The organism is Psychroflexus tropicus DSM 15496 (assembly GCF_000378765.1).
Lineage (GTDB): Bacteria > Bacteroidota > Bacteroidia > Flavobacteriales > Flavobacteriaceae > Psychroflexus > Psychroflexus tropicus.
In genome coordinates this window covers 53,810-69,376 of the sequence record NZ_KB905347.1, presented here as the reverse complement: position 1 = coordinate 69,376, position 15,567 = coordinate 53,810, and the positions used below count along the sequence as shown (strand labels likewise).

Sequence of the window (15,567 nt, the reverse complement as noted above, 5' to 3'; positions counted from 1 at the left end):
AGATTCACTTAATATTGAAAGAAACTAAAAACAGAATTCCCATATCTACGCTGTTCTGTAAATTGTTGCAGATGATCTAGGCTCATATGCTTTGAATGTTCAATGATAAGAAGACCATCTTCATGTAACAAAGCCCTACTTCTAACTTCATCCTCAATCTTCTCGAAATCCTTAAGGCTTAAATCATAAGGTGGATCAGCAAAAATAAGATCTGCTTTTTGAGAGGTCTTCCCTAAAAATTCAAAGACATCACTTTTAATGACATTAAGGTCTAGGTCCAATTCTTCTGATGTTTTGATGAGAAATTTTATACAATCGTAGTTAGCATCTACTGCTGTAACCCTCTCAGTTCCTCTGGAAATTAATTCAATAGAAATGCTACCTATTCCTGCAAAAAGATCTATAACTTCAACATCTGAAAATTGAATTCTATTATTTAAAATATTAAATAACCCTTCTTTAGCCATATCAGTTGTGGGCCTTACAGGGAGTTTTTTGGGAGCTATAATTCGACGCCCCTTAAGTCGGCCTGAAACTATTCTCATGCTGGTAGTGAATTAAAATGTTCTTTAAATCCTTTTAGCTGGTTAAAGGCTTTGAAGTCTTCAAAATTTGAAAATGAAATATGCTTTACATAGGATAAGAGGATTTGTAAAGCAGCATTTTCCTTAGTATTTACGAAATCCCCGGTAAAATTCAGTTCAAGGCTTTCTCTATCCATGTTGAGTTCTTCACTACAGAACAAAATATAATAACATAAATCTTCTGAAGTATCGTAATGAAAAGCATTTGCTAAGATCAAATGCTGATCTCGAAATGCAGTTAAATATAAATATTGATCACCTAGATGAACTTGAATATACTCATGATGATCTTTACTTTTTGAAAGGGCTTTTTGTATTAACCCCGTGAGGATGTGTGTGAATTCAAAACTTCCAAAAATATCGAATAAGTAATTATTGATGTTTACATAAGGAATGTAAACAGTATTGGCATTGATAGACGATATAGGATCAAAAGAGAAATCATCGCCTTCAATAAGCTTAGAACTGTATTTGATATAGTGAGGTAGGTAAGATTCGTCGAAATAAGCTTCTGGAACAATACTAAATTGAGGATTGGCATAAATAACTTGCAATTCTGAAATTTCCTTTTCTTTTATGAATTCAGCATTGATTTTAGTCTTTAGCTGTTTTAGAAGCTCTGTAGCCGATTGAGCAGTCTTGACTCTTAATTGCTCGAACTCTATTGGGGCTAAAAATGAATTGCTAATTAAAAAAGAAAATCCATCTTGTAAAATTAAGATGGATAGTCTGTTGGTTGTATATGTTGAGCTTTCACTCATTAATTGTCACCAAAGTTTTTAGGCCAGTTACCATTAGTTTTAACCTGCTTCATAGAACCTACTGTAATAGCAGGACCATCAACTCCGTCTACAGACATAGTTTGCTTCTCCTGTATAACAAGGTCTCTAGGCTGATCTGCAAGAATTAAATCCTTAGGGGCTCTTACTTCAAATACAGGAATGGAATCTCCTTCCTCTACTAAGTAACCTGCATCTATTTTGAATTCTTCATTATCAGTGTTAGGGATGTACATCAAGTCTTTATATCTATCTGATGTTCCAAAAATCGAATCCTTAACTGGTGCAAAGCTTAGCGTATCAATCACAAAATCTTCTATGTATTGGTCTACACCATATGTTTTTTTATACTCTTCATCCAAATAAGTGGTGTCTCTTCTTTGAGTGATGACGTACTCAGCTGTATCAATAAACTTTATTAAGTCCTGAAAATTATCTTCGTAATTACCAACAATCTCTCTATGAGCTAGCTGAACATCACGAATGTCTTTCATCTTTTCAACTACATCTACATAGCGACTATCTCTTATTTTATTGAATTCAACAGGTCCATAAACGGCTTTAAAGGTAAAGTAACCTAGTACACCAATGACAACCCATAAAACTAATTGTATTACAATCTTCATAACTTATAATTAAGAATTTTTGATATAAACAAAACTACAACTTTTTTTCAATCACAAAAGTATAGCACTAAAAAATCGTGCTTATATTTGAATTTTTTGAATCTGACTTTCTTGTATGAATAACCAAGAGTTTTACGAAGCACTTAAATCTGATTTTGGTCATCCACCAACTCCAAAACAGGATATTGCTTTGCAACTCTTATCAAAGTTTGTTTTGGAGACCTCTGTTGATCGAATTTTTTTATTGAAAGGCTACGCCGGTACAGGGAAAACAACAATTATCGGGACCCTTGTCAAAAACATATGGAAGCTCAAAAAAAAGGTTATTCTAGCCGCTCCCACAGGTAGGGCAGCTAAGGTGATTTCAAATTATAGCCATCAGTACGCTCAAACTATTCATCGTAAAATATACCAGCCAAAAAGCACTAGTGGTGGTGGAATAGAATTCGTTCCACAGGTGAATAAACATAAAAACACCATCTTTATAGTGGATGAAGCGTCCATGATCCCCGATTTTCCTACTGAAGATCAACTGTTTAATAGAGGATCGGTATTGGATGATTTGATGGAATATGTATATTCTGGAGATAATTGTAAATTGATTTTCATTGGAGACACTGCACAGTTACCACCTGTAAAATCAAATTTAAGCCCGGCTCTGGATGAAAAAACCTTGATGAACCACTACCAAATGGATGTCATTCCAGTAGAGCTGGATGAGGTGGTTAGGCAGCGGTTAGAAAGTAGTATTCTGCTTAACGCTACCAAAATAAGAGAAACTATAGAAGATGAAGATTTTGAAAGTTTCAAATTTGAGTTATCTCAGAATACTGATATGGTGAGATTAGTAGATGGATATGAGATTCTTGATGCTATCAATGATGCTTATGGGAACTTAGGTCATGAAGAAACGGCAATTATTGTAAGATCTAATAAACGGGCAAACCTCTATAACCAACAGATACGAAGTCGAATTCTCTTTAGAGAAGATGAAATTGCAACTGGAGATTTTCTTATGGTGGTCAAAAACAACTACTTTTGGCTCAAACCAAAAAGCGATGCTGGATTTATTGCAAACGGGGATATTGTAGAAATTCTAGAAATCTTCGGATTAAAAGAACTCTATGGGTTTCGCTTTGCAGAGGTGAAGGTACAAATGGTAGATTATCCGAATATGAAGCCTTTCGAAACTGTCATCATGCTGGACACCTTAAATCTGAATTCGCCTTCTTTACCTTATGAGCAGTCCAATCAACTTTACCAAGAGGTTATGAAAGACTATGAAGATATCACCTCCAAATACAAGAAATTTTTAAAAGTAAAACAAAACCGCTTTTTTAATGCGCTTCAGGTGAAGTTTAGTTACGCCATAACATGTCATAAATCTCAAGGTGGACAATGGGATACAGTATTTGTTGAGCAGCCTTATTTGCCCGACGGGATTACCAAAGATTATTTGCGCTGGCTCTATACCGCATGCACCAGAGCAAAAGAGAAGTTATATTTGATTGGATTTAAAGATGATTTTTTTAAGGAACAACAACTCTAATAGAATTGAAAATGTCTACAGATAAAGTTATTGCGATGATTCCAGCTCGATATCAGGCCTCAAGATTTCCTGGTAAATTGATGCAGGACCTGGCTGGTCAACCCGTGATTATAAGAACTTATGAAGCAGCGAAGTCAACTAAGCTTTTTGATGAGGTGTATGTGGTGACAGACTCTAAACTCATCTATGATGAAGTCCAAAACTATGGTGGGAAAGCCATAATGAGCCATGAAGAACACGACTGTGGTAGCGACCGTATTGCAGAGGCCGTTCAAGATATGGAGGTGGATATTGTGATAAACGTTCAGGGGGATGAACCTTTTATTAATGAAAAAGCTTTAGGTCAGTTACTTCAGGTGTTCAATGAAGATAAAGACAAAGGTGTAGACCTCGCCTCTCTAAAAGTAAAATTAACTTCAGAAGAAGATATTTTAAACCCTAATCATGTAAAGGTAATTACTGACCTGAATGATTTTGCCCTTTATTTTTCCAGATCACCAATTCCATTCCATAGAGCAAAAGATATTGACGTGGATTATTATAAGCATGTTGGCATATACGCCTTTAGAAAAAAGGCATTGATGGACTTTTACAACTTGCCTATGAGCCCTTTAGAGGCGTCAGAAAAGATTGAATGTATACGTTATTTAGAAAACGGCAAGACCATTAAAATGGTAGAAACACAGGAAGTGAGTATTGGTATAGATACACCCGAAGACCTTGAAAAGGCAAGACAACGTTTTCTTTAGTGGCTTCCCCTTAAAGTGTGACGTTTTAGTATTTTTTTTCCTTCGACTTTCGATCGTTCGGACTGGATAATTTTCCAAATTGAATCTGAAGCTCGCTGCCTTGAAGATTCAAGGTCCACAATTGGACTTGGATAATCTTCACCTAGCTTAAAGCTGTACATTTCCTGTTCCATTCGCGTGAGTTTCCAAGGCTCATGGATGAATTCCTTAGGAATCGATTGGAGTTCTGGAACGTACTTTAAGATGAACTCACCTTCAAGATCATGTTTATAAGAGTTCTTTACAGGATTATAAATTCTTAAAGTATGAATTCCAGTGGTTCCTGCCTGCATCTGTAATTGTGGATAATGAATGCCAGGCTCAAAATCTAGAAATAGACTTGCTAAATGCTCTGAGGCGTCTTGCCAGTCTTGCCAAAGCAAATGGGTGAAAAAAGAAACCAAAAGAGCCCTCATTCTAAAATTTAAGTAACCTGTTTGGGTTAGACACCTCATACTGGCATCTACCAGAGGAAAGCCAGTCTGTCCTTTCTTCCAGGCTTCAACTAACTTGGGTCGAATTGGTTTTTTTAATGAATTAAAAGCGGAATTGAAATTTTCGAATTCAGCCTTATATTCCATCTCAAACTTTTGGATAAAATGCGCCTGCCAACGAAGCCTGGATTGAAATTGACTTAAGGCCTGTTTGTACTTTGTCGTTTTCTCCGTTTCCATCGAAGCATGAATGACTTCTCTCATGGATAATATACCCCAGGCGATATATGGAGATAATCGACTACAGGATTTCCTTGCCAAAAGAGGTTTTGAAATATGATTTTGATAATTAGGATAACGTTCCTCAAGAAAACTATTTAAATAGCGGTTAGCTGTTGTACGCCCACCTTTTTGAAAATTAGAATCTCTTTTAATCGTTAAATCAACTACATTAAATTGACTTTTTAGCGATTGAAGGGTTTTAATATCTATAAATTGGCCTGGACTGGCTTTAAATTCTATAGGCTCCTGTGTCATGAAATTTTCCCAGGAGTTGACCCATGTTTTTCTATTTTGAAGTCCACGAATTACTCCATTATTCACAGACTCTTTCCATTGAATTTTTTTGGATTTAAACAGCTTACTAAGAATTTTGTCTCGTTTATAGGTAATATGAAGACCAGTTTCCTGATGGGAGTAAACGGACTTAATTTTAAGGGTTGAATCAATTTTTTTAAAGGCTTCCTCAGCTGAAGATTTGATGACTAATACTTCAGTTTGATATGCTTTTAGCTCAGTTTGAATTTCTTCTAAAGATTCCTTTATAAATCGAAAATGGCGTTTGCTATAATGAGTATCATTCAGCAACATGGGTTCAAAAACGTAAAGCAATAAAACAGGTTGATGCTTCTGTAAAGCCTCATGCAGAGGTGCATGATCGTGGAGCCTTATATCTCTTTTGAACCAAACAACATTTACCATTCTAGTATTTATCTAAGACTGTACAGCCTCTTTAAATGTTTTCAGGCAACGTTCTCTAGCCATCTTATGTTCAACCATTGGTTCTGGGTAATCATCAGAATCGTGTTCTGGCACCCACTTATTTATAAATTTTTTATCCTTGTCAAACCTGTCGGTCTGCGAATATGGGTTAAAGACTCTAAAGTAAGGTGCCGCATCCACACCAGAACCGGCAACCCATTGCCAGCCGCCAACATTAGATGACATTTCATAATCCAATAGCTTTTCGGCAAAATAAGCTTCACCCCAACGCCAGTCGATAAGTAAATGTTTGCATAGAAAACTTCCTACCACCATTCTTAATCTATTATGAATCCAACCTGTATTATTAAGCTGACGCATTCCTGCATCAACAATCGGGTAACCAGTTTCACCTTTCTTCCACTTTTCAAATTCCTCCTCGTTATTTCTCCATTGGATGCGGTCATATTTTGGTTTAAAAGCCCTATCCTGAGTTTCTGGATAGTGATATAAAATGGCCTTATAAAATTCTCTCCAGATCAATTCATCAAGAAAAGCTTCGTTTTCAGCTTCTAAGGCTTTTTGAACTACTTTTCTATAGCCTACCGTCCCAAACCTTAAGTGTGGACTTAGCCGTGAGGTTCCTTCAATAGAAGGAATGTTTCTGGTATCTTCATAGTTATCGAGTAAGTCTTTATCCAGATTGTAATCTGGTGCCTTTATGGTTGAGGTTTCAAATCCCATATCTGACAATGATAAATTGGGAAGACGAGAATTTTTGTAAGTATTGTCTAAATGATCTTCAGATGGAGCTGGCTTTAGATTTATTTTTTCAAACTCTTTTTTCCATTGCTTCATATAAGGTGTAAAAACCAAATACATGCCACCATCGTTTTTTTCGACTTGAGTTTTTTCAAAAATGACCTGATCCTTGAAATCGTGAAACTCTATACCATTTTTAGCCAGGAGTGCATTAATTTTTGCATCTCTTTTTTGTGCATAAGGTTCGTAGTCTCTATTGGTATACACAGCTTCGATGTTGTAGTCCTGCATCAATTGTTTAAAAACCTTTTCTGGGGTGTCATGATAAGTGGCAATGGAGGAACCAAAATGATCTTGAAGATGAGAACGCATTTTTTGGAGCTCTTGGTGTATAAAAGTTACTCTGGCATCATCTTTTGGAAGTTCGTCCAAAATATGTTTATCGAAAATGAATAAAGGCATTACTGGGAAATCTCCAGATAAAGCCTCGTATAATCCCACATTATCCTCTAGTCTCATGTCTCTTCGAAACCAAAATACTCTTAACTTATCACTCATCTTTCAATTTTTTAATGTCTCTTAAAAATAAAAATCTTCTTGCAGGAATGATTACCAGCAAGAAGATTTATTAAAATATTATGTCTATTCTAGCTTACATTTAAGCTTCCCATACCACCATCAACTCCTAAAACCTGGCCAGTAATCCAGCTTGAGTCTTCAGATAGTAAGAAGCTGGCTATTTTACCAATGTCTGTAGGTTCGCCTACTCTTTTTAAAGGATGTCTTTCATCCATTTTTTCCTTCTTCTTATCACTACCAAGCAATTTACTTGCTAATTGAGAATTGACTAAGGATGGCGCAACGACATTTACTCTAAATGATGGAGCATATTCTGCAGCTAATGATCTTGCAAAACCTTCAATAGCACCTTTTGCAGCGGCAACACTGGTATGGAATGGCATCCCTGTTTGTACAGCTACAGTACTAAAGTAAACCAAACTTGCCTGTTCAGAATTTTTCAACTTGGAAAGCACACCATGAGTAGTTTTGACTAAACTCATGAAGTTAAGCTGAAAATCCTCCTCAAAGGTTTCAGGTTTCATCATTTTAAAGGGCTTTAGGTTAATGCTACCAGGGCAATAAACAAAACCATCTAATGTCTCTGGTAAATCTAATTCTGAAACATCATCTTTTAGAGCATCAAATTTGAAATAGGTGACATCATAGTCAGATAAATTATCATCAGATCTTGATGCAACGTATACATTATGCTTCGAACTTAATTCTTTTACGATTTCGAGTCCGATTCCTTTAGACCCACCGATTAATAAAATATTCTTTTTCATATCTACTATTATTTATGATTATCAAAATGACCGAATTTTTCGATCATCTTAGCTTCTCGAGCTTTGAAAATTTGATTCAACTTAGGCTTTACAACTAAGGGATGCATTAATCGACCTAATGCTCCTAGTGGTAATTTATAATGTACGAGATCTTCAACTTCAACTCCACCTTCGATTTCGTGAATAAAATGTTTATGATGCCATAACGCATAGGGTCCATATAATTGGATATCCACGAAATAATTGGGTTTTTCCACATGAGTAATTTCGGTAACCCATTTGGTTTTAAAGCCAGGGAGTGGAGTTACATTATATTGTAATATCTGCCCAGTGAACATTTTTTTATCAGCTCCCGATAGGATTTCAAATCCCATGTCATCAGGCATGATTTCCTGTAAATTTTTTGGACTAGATAAAAAATCCCAAGCCTCTTTTTTTGAAATTGGTAATTTTTGTCTAGTATTAATTTCATATATCATGACTCAAAAGTAAATATTTTATTGTTTAAAGAATTATCTTAGTAGTTAAACAAAAGTTATTGTTATATATTTGCCTACTTTGAAATATTAAAAAAATCATTAGGACTGGCATTGGTGTATTATATATGCCTTAATTTGTATAAAATATTATAATTTGAAAAAGTTTTTGAGCTTAATTGTACTTTGTGTATTAATAGCTTGTAAAAGTACCCAAACTGAATTACCAGCCTTACAAAATTGTCCCGGAGAAGGGGATTGTGTGGTTCAGGTATTTAAAGAAACCAGATTAAATCTCGTAGAAACTGAATCAAAAGTATCCAAAGTAGCTTTTGAAGAGGATTCTGATTTTCAGGTGATATTTATTCAATATACAGATTCTAATCGAAAAGGATATTCCGAAGAAATTTACCTTCAAATTCCTTCTATGTTTAAAGAAATACATTCTAAAAACCTAAGTCTAAAAAACCAAAAGGTTTTGCTTGGAAAGGTCTGTGACTGCGAGGAAGCTGGTTTCGAGAAAATTACTACTGGAGAATTAAAAGTGATAGATAATAGAGATTTTATCTCTTTGCATCTAGAGATAAAATCTCAAAAAACACACAAGATAAAAACTCTGGATATCAATATTTAATTATCAGAAACGTCTCCATCAAAAGTTGGTACGCCTGGTGAAAAACTAGGTTTTTTATTATTTTTATTAAGTGTATTATTGAGCTCTATAACGTTATAAGGGAAATCAGCTGTTCTAATCTTTTCTCTTTTTTTACAATTAAGGTCCATATAGATGGAACCATACTTATCTTCAGATGCTGTATCCCAGGCATACAAATAAACTTCTCTCACATATCTCAATATCAAATCGTAATACTCGTGCTTTCCATAGGAACCAAGAGCTATGATAGCTTGCTTAGGTGAATCTGCTTTTAATTTATCATTAGATGGGTTGGTAAGAAAATCATATACTGTTTCTTTGAATTTTATTTCAGACATCTCTTCTTGCCTTAGACCATTCATTACTAATATACCTTCCTGATCTACAATAAGCCTTAATAGATTATTAGCTTTGGCCGTCGTGTAAGCTTCTGTTGTAATTTGCTCTTCAATCGGACAAGTATTGTCAAGCCATACTTGACCGTTAGCGCAAAGACTAACACCCATTATAAGAGCTATGAAAAATATTTTCATCGTTGTAATATTTTGGATAGGCAAAGATATGAACTTATTTGTCCAATTAAACAAGAGCTGATACATATCATTTTTGCTGATCATTTTCTGACTGAAATTTGTAACATAATAAAATTCAATGGTTAAGGAAAAATGCTATCACTGTGGAGATGACTGTGAGACCACAAAAATAAAGCAAGACAAAAAGCTATTTTGCTGCAGAGGTTGCTTAACGGTGTATGAAATCTTTTCAGAAAATGATTTGACCTGTTACTATGATTTGGAACAGAGCCCGGGTGCAACACCTTTAGATATTGATGGTAAATACGATTATTTAGATCAAGAAGATATCGTTGAAAAGTTAATTGATTTTCAGGAAGGCTCCACAGAAGTGGTTACTTTATATATACCACACATTCACTGCAGCTCTTGTATTTGGATTCTGGAAAACCTTCATCAGTTAGACCCTGGAGTTCTCAATTCTCAAGTTGATTTTCCTAAAAAAAAGGTTAGCGTTACCTACACGACAGAAGGCTTTTCTTTGAAATCATTGGTTGAACTCATGGCTAAAATTGGTTATGAACCCTACATTAGTTTAGATAATTATGGTGCCACTAAAGATGATTTAGATAGAAGTTTAATATATAAGATAGGAGTGGCAGGTTTTGCTTTTGGAAATGTGATGTTTTTAAGTTTTCCAGAGTACTTCGAAGTATCTGAATATTGGCTGGAACAATACAAGCCTCTTTTTCGATGGTTGATGTTTTTCTTTAGTTTACCAGTGGTCTTTTACGCTGGACGTGATTATTTCAAATCTGCAATACAGGGTATACGTAGTCAAATTTTGAATATAGATATCCCCATTGCTCTAGGAATTACTGTTTTGTTTATTCGAAGTTCGGTTGACATTTTTTTTGATCTGGGATCTGGTTTTTTTGATAGTCTCACCGGACTTGTATTCTTCCTGCTTTTAGGTAAAATTGTGCAACAGAAAACTTATAAGTTCATGTCTTTTGAGCGGGATTATAAGTCTTATTTCCCAATTGCTGTGACAAAAATAAACAAAAAGGGAAGAGAAGAGAATGTGCAAGTATATGATATTGAGCGAGGTGATAGGTTAAGAATAAGAAATCAGGAATTGATTCCTGTAGACGGTATACTCATGTCTTCTTCTGCTGAAATTGACTATAGTTTTGTAACAGGTGAAGCCAATCTCGTCCAAAAGAAATCTGGTGATAAAGTTTATGCTGGGGGTAAACATGTAGGAGCAGCCGTAGAAGTTGTGGCTGAAAAATCGGTAGAACAAAGTTATTTAACTCAGCTCTGGAGTAATGATGTGTTTCAAAAAGGTTACGATCCAAAATTTCAAAGCCTAATCGATAAAATCAGTAAAAAATTCACCATCGCAGTATTAAGCATAGCTTTTTCCGGGCTTCTGTTTTGGTTGTTTTATGACCCTAGCCTTGCTCTTAATGTATTTACAGCGGTATTAATCATTGCATGTCCATGCGCCATTGCCTTAGCAACCCCTTTTGCCCTTGGTAACCTGCTTAGAATCTTTGGAAAAAATGGGTTTTACATCAAGAATACCAATGTATTGGAACAGATGTCAGACCTTGATGTCTTAGTTTTTGATAAAACAGGAACCTTAACCTCCAGTCAGAAAAATGATATTACCTACTCAGGATTAAAATTGACAGAAGAGGACAAAATGGTTCTTAAAAATTCATTTAGGAACTCCAATCATCCTTTGAGTCGAGAATTGTATAGTTTTTTAGATTCTCAAAATATATATGATGCTGAGTCTTTTGAAGAACATCTCGGGGAGGGTATAGTTTCATCCTATAATAATCATACTTACAAATTAGGATCTGCAAAATTTGTAAGCAGTGATCCACAATATTCATCACTTTCCACTGCTGTTCACATCAGCAGAGATGATAGTTATTTAGGGAAATTTGAATTTGAAACCATCTATAGAGACGGGGTTCAGGATTTATTTCAATCCCTTGATCAACATTATAAGTTAATCATCCTTTCTGGTGATAATGAAGGGGAAAGATCCATACTCACCAAAATGCTTCCAAAAACCACTCAATTGTTTTTTAACCAGAAGCCTGACTCAAAAATGAGGATGATAAAAAAAATTCAAGCTGAGGATAAAAAAGTAGCTATGATAGGTGATGGTTTAAACGATGCTGGAGCTTTAAAACAAGCTGATATAGGTATTGCGATTTCTGAGAATGTAAATGTTTTTTCTCCAGCTTGTGACGCCATCATGGATGCTTCACAACTGTCTAACCTAAGTAAATTCGTAAGTATTTCTAAGCAAGGAATATCAATTATAAAGTTAAGTTTTATTTTTTCTTTTTTATACAATGCGGTAGGACTCTACTTCGCTTTAACAGGTCAATTGCAACCGGTTATAGCTGCTATTTTGATGCCGCTTAGTTCTATTTCTATCGTGATTTTTACAACGCTAGCTACCAACTTTATTTCAAAACCTATTCAAAAATCACAAAGGATTTGAAACATGACTATGGTCATTTTTTAAAGACGACTTGACAAGTAGTTTTGTTAAAAATTTAAATTATGAATGTCATCTACGGACTTCTAGCCATCAGTATTCTCGTTGCTCTTGTCTTCTTTGCTCTATTTATTTTTTCTGTTAAAAAAGGTCAATTCGACGATGATTACACTCCTTCTGTCAGAATGCTTTTTGAAGATGAATTGGTAAAAGATGACAGTTCTAAGACTACTCAAAATTCAAAAAATCAATCAAAACAATCATAACTATGGAGTTACAGCAATTTCATTACGATAACAAGATCGTAAAAAACTTCCTTTATGCCACAATTATTTGGGGTGTAGTTGGAATGTCTGTTGGCCTACTACTGGCATTTATGTTCATTTTTCCTAACGTCACCGATGGCATATCCTGGTTGAGTTTTGGTCGGTTAAGACCTCTGCATACCAATGCTGTAATTTTTGCTTTTGTGGGTAACGCTATTTTCGCCGGAGTGTATTACTCTACTCAGCGATTACTTAAGGCAAGAATGTTTAGTGATGCTTTAAGTAAAATCAACTTTTGGGGCTGGCAATTAATTATAGTGGCAGCTGCCATAACGCTACCTCTTGGGATGACAAGCTCAAAGGAGTATGCAGAATTAGAGTGGCCTATCGATATCATGATCGCTGTAGTTTGGGTTGTTTTTGGATGGAACCTTATCGGTACCATTTTAAAAAGACGCCAAAGACATCTTTATGTGGCAATCTGGTTCTACTTAGCCACTTTCGTTACAGTTGCTGTCCTTCATATATTTAATAGTTTAGCGCTTCCAGTTAACTTTCTTAAAAGTTATTCAGCTTACGCTGGCGTTCAGGATGCATTAGTACAATGGTGGTACGGACATAATGCTGTTGCATTTTTCTTAACCACACCATTTTTAGGTTTGATGTACTATTTCGTTCCTAAGGCAGCAAATCGTCCGGTCTACTCTTATAAGTTATCTATCATTCACTTCTGGTCATTGATTTTTATCTATATCTGGGCAGGACCTCACCATTTGTTGTACACCGCTTTACCAGACTGGGCTCAAAATCTAGGAGTTACATTTTCCATAATGTTATTGATGCCTTCATGGGGAGGGATGATCAACGGATTATTAACGCTACGAGGAGCCTGGGATAAAGTGAGAACCAGTCCAGTCCTTAAGTTTATGGTAGTCGCAATTACCGGTTATGGGATGGCAACTTTCGAAGGGCCCATGTTATCCCTTAAAAATGTAAATGCTATTGCGCATTTTACAGACTGGATTATTGCTCACGTTCACGTTGGAGCCTTGGCCTGGAATGGATTCTTAACCTTTGGTATGATCTATTGGCTGGTACCTCGACTATTCAAAACACGCTTGTTCTCTACTGGATTAGCCAACTTACACTTCTGGTTAGGTACTCTGGGAATTGTGATGTATGCCTTACCAATGTATGTTGCTGGATTTCTACAAGCTTCGATGTGGAAACAATTTAACCCGGATGGAAGTTTATTTTACGGTAACTTCTTAGAAACCGTTACCGAAATTATGCCAATGTACTGGATGAGAGCCATTGGGGGTAGTTTGTATATCGTTGGAACCTTTGTGATGATTTACAACGTCATTAGAACAGCGAGGTCTGGCTCAAAGGTAGAAGATGAACTTGCAGAAGCAGCTGCTTTAAGCCGTGGAGGACGAAGAAAGAGAGGCGAAAAGTTCCATACTTGGTTGGAGAGAAAACCTATACAATTGACCATCCTGGCTACCGTTGCTATCTTGATCGGAGGAATTGTCCAAATCATCCCAACTATACTAGTAAAATCAAACATTCCAACTATAACGACTGTTAAGCCATACACTCCCTTAGAGTTAGAAGGCCGTGACCTTTACATTAGAGAAGGTTGTGTAGGCTGTCACTCTCAAATGGTTCGACCATTCCGTAGTGAAGTAGAGCGTTACGGTGAGTATGCCAAAGCAGGTGAATTTGTTTACGACAGACCGTTTTTATGGGGTAGTAAGCGTACTGGGCCGGATTTATTAAGGGTAGGAGGAAAGTATTCAGATAACTGGCATTTCAATCATATGTACGATCCACAGAGCACCTCTTCAGGATCTATCATGCCAGCCTATCAGTGGCTTATTAAAAACAAGCTGAATAAATCCAACACGGAAGATAAAATGAAGACTATGGCAAATCTTGGAGTGCCATACTCCGATGAAGAGATTGCTAATGCTCAGGAGGCCATGCTTGCTCAAGGGGAGAAGATACAAAACAACCTCTACAATGATCCTGATTTTGTAAAAGCTTACGAAGCAGACAAAGCTTATGCTGAAGAAAACAATCTTGAGTTTGTTGAAATGAAAGAAAGAGAAATCGTGGCTTTAATTGCTTACTTACAGCGACTGGGCACAGATATTAAAATTAAAACTAACCAAGAAGTTACAACTTCAAATTAAATCTAAAAAGCATGTTGAAATTCATAAAAGGTCACATGGAAACGATACAAGGGATAGAAATCTATCCCATCATTTCCTTGCTTATATTTTTCCTCTTTTTCGTGGTTTTATTTTGGTGGGTATATACTGCTAAGAAAGATTATGTACAGGAGGTTAGTCAAATTCCATTAGATAATGAAAACGATAATCAATTATGAGAACACTAGCATCCATTTTTAGAATTATAGCCATTGTAGGTATAGCCTGGGGAGGTGTAGAACTTCTCTTCGAGACAGAACCTGGTCAGTTTGCAGTTTTAGAATATCCTAATACCATGATTTTTATAGGAGTAATTCTTTTAGTAACCATTGCTGTAGAAGTCTCTGTTGCGGCCTTAAGAGTCACCCTTTTGAGATCGCTTTCTCCAGAAAAGCAAGAGGTTTTCATTGCTTCAGAACAAAAGTTCATTAACAAGCTGACATCCTATTTTGAAAGGTTACCAAAACTACTTACACGTTCTAAACCTGTAGAGGAAGAAGGCGAAATTGAATTGGATCATAATTATGATGGTATTCGAGAATTAGATAACAAATTACCACCCTGGTGGCTGTATAGCTTTTATGCCAGTATCATTTTTGCAGTGATCTATTTAGCCAGATTCCACATTTTTAATGACTACGATCAGATTGAAGAATATAAATCTGAAGTTGCTCAGGCTGAAATCGATATTGCGCGATATAAAGAAACAGCCAAAGATTTAGTGACGATAGAAACTGTCACCCTAATGGAGGAGCCATCAGATCTTGAAGCAGGGAAACAAATCTATTCTAACAGTTGTGTAGCTTGTCATAAAGCAGATGGTGGTGGAGGTATTGGCCCTAACCTAACTGATGAGCACTGGATCCTTGGCGGTGGTATAAAAAATGTATATAGAACGCTAGTAGAAGGTGGTAGACCTGGAAAAGGGATGGTATCCTGGAAAAACGATTTTAAACCTTCAGAACTTCAGCAAGTAGCAAGTTATGTGTTGACTTTGCAAGGAACAACACCTGCAGAGCCAAAAGAACCACAGGGAGAAGTTTGGATCCCAGAAACAGAAGACTAA

The 15,567-nt window shown here is 36.0% G+C and carries 16 protein-coding genes; 8 read left to right on the top strand and 8 right to left on the bottom strand.

Going from position 1 to position 15,567, the window contains the following annotated elements; genetic code table 11:
- Window positions 1-8: 8 nt before the first annotated feature.
- From F598_RS0113540 to F598_RS0113530, 3 genes are read right to left on the bottom strand one after another with little or no spacing between them, the layout of a single operon-like run.
- Window positions 9-545 (bottom strand): RsmD family RNA methyltransferase, encoded by a 537-nt coding sequence (locus F598_RS0113540; protein WP_019039613.1) that lies wholly within the window; start codon window positions 543-545, stop codon window positions 9-11.
- Entirely contained in the window at window positions 542-1,345 is an 804-nt protein-coding gene (locus F598_RS0113535; protein WP_019039612.1) for a DUF3822 family protein, read from the bottom strand. Before F598_RS0113535 ends, F598_RS0113540 begins: the two co-directional genes overlap by 4 nt.
- Window positions 1,345-1,989, bottom strand: coding sequence for a hypothetical protein (locus F598_RS0113530; RefSeq protein ID WP_019039611.1), 645 nt, complete (start codon window positions 1,987-1,989; stop codon window positions 1,345-1,347). Before F598_RS0113530 ends, F598_RS0113535 begins: the two co-directional genes overlap by 1 nt.
- A gap of 115 nt (window positions 1,990-2,104) precedes the next feature.
- Here F598_RS0113530 and F598_RS0113525 point away from each other — a divergent pair, with 115 nt between their 5' ends.
- Together F598_RS0113525 and kdsB are read left to right on the top strand one after the other, a co-directional pair.
- The gene (locus F598_RS0113525) at window positions 2,105-3,538 is read left to right on the top strand and encodes an ATP-dependent DNA helicase (RefSeq protein WP_019039610.1); all 1,434 of its coding nucleotides are present in this window, start codon (window positions 2,105-2,107) and stop codon (window positions 3,536-3,538) included.
- A gap of 11 nt (window positions 3,539-3,549) precedes the next feature.
- Entirely contained in the window at window positions 3,550-4,287 is a 738-nt protein-coding gene (gene kdsB, locus F598_RS0113520; RefSeq protein ID WP_019039609.1) for a 3-deoxy-manno-octulosonate cytidylyltransferase, read from the top strand.
- Here kdsB and F598_RS0113515 read toward each other — a convergent pair.
- The 4 genes from F598_RS0113515 to F598_RS0113500 all read right to left on the bottom strand — a co-directional run bounded on the left by F598_RS0113515 (window position 4,284) and on the right by F598_RS0113500 (window position 8,328).
- Window positions 4,284-5,741 carry a cryptochrome/deoxyribodipyrimidine photo-lyase family protein gene (locus F598_RS0113515; RefSeq protein ID WP_019039608.1) on the bottom strand — a complete coding sequence of 486 codons (1,458 nt, stop codon included), beginning with the start codon at window positions 5,739-5,741 and terminating at the stop codon, window positions 4,284-4,286. The two genes, kdsB and F598_RS0113515, sit on opposite strands and share 4 nt — an antisense overlap.
- A 12-nt stretch (window positions 5,742-5,753) precedes the next feature.
- A complete protein-coding gene (locus F598_RS0113510) occupies window positions 5,754-7,061 on the bottom strand; it encodes a cryptochrome/photolyase family protein (RefSeq protein ID WP_019039607.1) in 1,308 nt (435 codons plus the stop codon).
- Window positions 7,062-7,150: 89 nt separating this feature from the next.
- Window positions 7,151-7,849 (bottom strand): SDR family NAD(P)-dependent oxidoreductase, encoded by a 699-nt coding sequence (locus F598_RS0113505; RefSeq protein WP_019039606.1) that lies wholly within the window; start codon window positions 7,847-7,849, stop codon window positions 7,151-7,153.
- Between the two features lie 8 nt (window positions 7,850-7,857).
- Window positions 7,858-8,328 (bottom strand): SRPBCC family protein, encoded by a 471-nt coding sequence (locus F598_RS0113500; protein WP_019039605.1) that lies wholly within the window; start codon window positions 8,326-8,328, stop codon window positions 7,858-7,860.
- Between the two features lie 154 nt (window positions 8,329-8,482).
- Here F598_RS0113500 and F598_RS0113495 point away from each other — a divergent pair, with 154 nt between their 5' ends.
- Complete coding sequence (locus tag F598_RS0113495; RefSeq protein ID WP_019039604.1) at window positions 8,483-8,959, top strand: hypothetical protein; 477 nt, start codon at window positions 8,483-8,485, stop codon at window positions 8,957-8,959.
- On the opposite strand, the gene F598_RS0113490 is transcribed toward F598_RS0113495, so the two are convergent.
- Window positions 8,956-9,513 carry a hypothetical protein gene (locus F598_RS0113490; protein WP_157595020.1) on the bottom strand — a complete coding sequence of 186 codons (558 nt, stop codon included), beginning with the start codon at window positions 9,511-9,513 and terminating at the stop codon, window positions 8,956-8,958. The two genes, F598_RS0113495 and F598_RS0113490, sit on opposite strands and share 4 nt — an antisense overlap.
- A 118-nt stretch (window positions 9,514-9,631) precedes the next feature.
- Here F598_RS0113490 and F598_RS0113485 point away from each other — a divergent pair, with 118 nt between their 5' ends.
- From F598_RS0113485 to F598_RS0113465, 5 genes are all read left to right on the top strand, one after another.
- Window positions 9,632-12,022, top strand: a complete 2,391-nt coding sequence (locus tag F598_RS0113485; RefSeq protein WP_019039602.1) for a heavy metal translocating P-type ATPase — start codon at window positions 9,632-9,634, stop codon at window positions 12,020-12,022.
- Between the two features lie 62 nt (window positions 12,023-12,084).
- Window positions 12,085-12,285 carry a cbb3-type cytochrome oxidase assembly protein CcoS gene (ccoS, locus tag F598_RS0113480; protein ID WP_019039601.1) on the top strand — a complete coding sequence of 67 codons (201 nt, stop codon included), beginning with the start codon at window positions 12,085-12,087 and terminating at the stop codon, window positions 12,283-12,285.
- A 2-nt stretch (window positions 12,286-12,287) separates the two neighbouring features.
- A complete protein-coding gene (gene ccoN, locus F598_RS0113475) occupies window positions 12,288-14,483 on the top strand; it encodes a cytochrome-c oxidase, cbb3-type subunit I (protein ID WP_019039600.1) in 2,196 nt (731 codons plus the stop codon).
- Between the two features lie 11 nt (window positions 14,484-14,494).
- The gene (locus F598_RS0113470) at window positions 14,495-14,680 is read left to right on the top strand and encodes a cytochrome c oxidase subunit IV (RefSeq protein ID WP_026302732.1); all 186 of its coding nucleotides are present in this window, start codon (window positions 14,495-14,497) and stop codon (window positions 14,678-14,680) included.
- Window positions 14,677-15,567, top strand: a complete 891-nt coding sequence (locus F598_RS0113465; RefSeq protein ID WP_019039598.1) for a cbb3-type cytochrome c oxidase N-terminal domain-containing protein — start codon at window positions 14,677-14,679, stop codon at window positions 15,565-15,567. The genes F598_RS0113470 and F598_RS0113465 overlap by 4 nt, the downstream gene beginning before the upstream one ends.

Excerpts from the sequence above, each read along its gene's own strand:
- F598_RS0113490 (WP_157595020.1), bottom strand. The coding sequence starts at position 9,513 with ATGAAAATATTTTTCATAGCTCTTATAATGGGTGTTAGTCTTTGCGCT.
- F598_RS0113465 (WP_019039598.1), top strand. The coding sequence starts at position 14,677 with ATGAGAACACTAGCATCCATTTTTAGAATTATAGCCATTGTAGGTATA.
- F598_RS0113530 (WP_019039611.1), bottom strand. The coding sequence starts at position 1,989 with ATGAAGATTGTAATACAATTAGTTTTATGGGTTGTCATTGGTGTACTA.
- F598_RS0113505 (WP_019039606.1), bottom strand. The coding sequence starts at position 7,849 with ATGAAAAAGAATATTTTATTAATCGGTGGGTCTAAAGGAATCGGACTC.
- ccoS (WP_019039601.1), top strand. The coding sequence starts at position 12,085 with ATGAATGTCATCTACGGACTTCTAGCCATCAGTATTCTCGTTGCTCTT.
- F598_RS0113540 (WP_019039613.1), bottom strand. The coding sequence starts at position 545 with ATGAGAATAGTTTCAGGCCGACTTAAGGGGCGTCGAATTATAGCTCCC.
- F598_RS0113470 (WP_026302732.1), top strand. The coding sequence starts at position 14,495 with ATGTTGAAATTCATAAAAGGTCACATGGAAACGATACAAGGGATAGAA.
- ccoN (WP_019039600.1), top strand. The coding sequence starts at position 12,288 with ATGGAGTTACAGCAATTTCATTACGATAACAAGATCGTAAAAAACTTC.
- F598_RS0113510 (WP_019039607.1), bottom strand. The coding sequence starts at position 7,061 with ATGAGTGATAAGTTAAGAGTATTTTGGTTTCGAAGAGACATGAGACTA.
- kdsB (WP_019039609.1), top strand. The coding sequence starts at position 3,550 with ATGTCTACAGATAAAGTTATTGCGATGATTCCAGCTCGATATCAGGCC.
- F598_RS0113535 (WP_019039612.1), bottom strand. The coding sequence starts at position 1,345 with ATGAGTGAAAGCTCAACATATACAACCAACAGACTATCCATCTTAATT.
- F598_RS0113525 (WP_019039610.1), top strand. The coding sequence starts at position 2,105 with ATGAATAACCAAGAGTTTTACGAAGCACTTAAATCTGATTTTGGTCAT.
- F598_RS0113485 (WP_019039602.1), top strand. The coding sequence starts at position 9,632 with ATGGTTAAGGAAAAATGCTATCACTGTGGAGATGACTGTGAGACCACA.
- F598_RS0113500 (WP_019039605.1), bottom strand. The coding sequence starts at position 8,328 with ATGATATATGAAATTAATACTAGACAAAAATTACCAATTTCAAAAAAA.
- F598_RS0113515 (WP_019039608.1), bottom strand. The coding sequence starts at position 5,741 with ATGGTAAATGTTGTTTGGTTCAAAAGAGATATAAGGCTCCACGATCAT.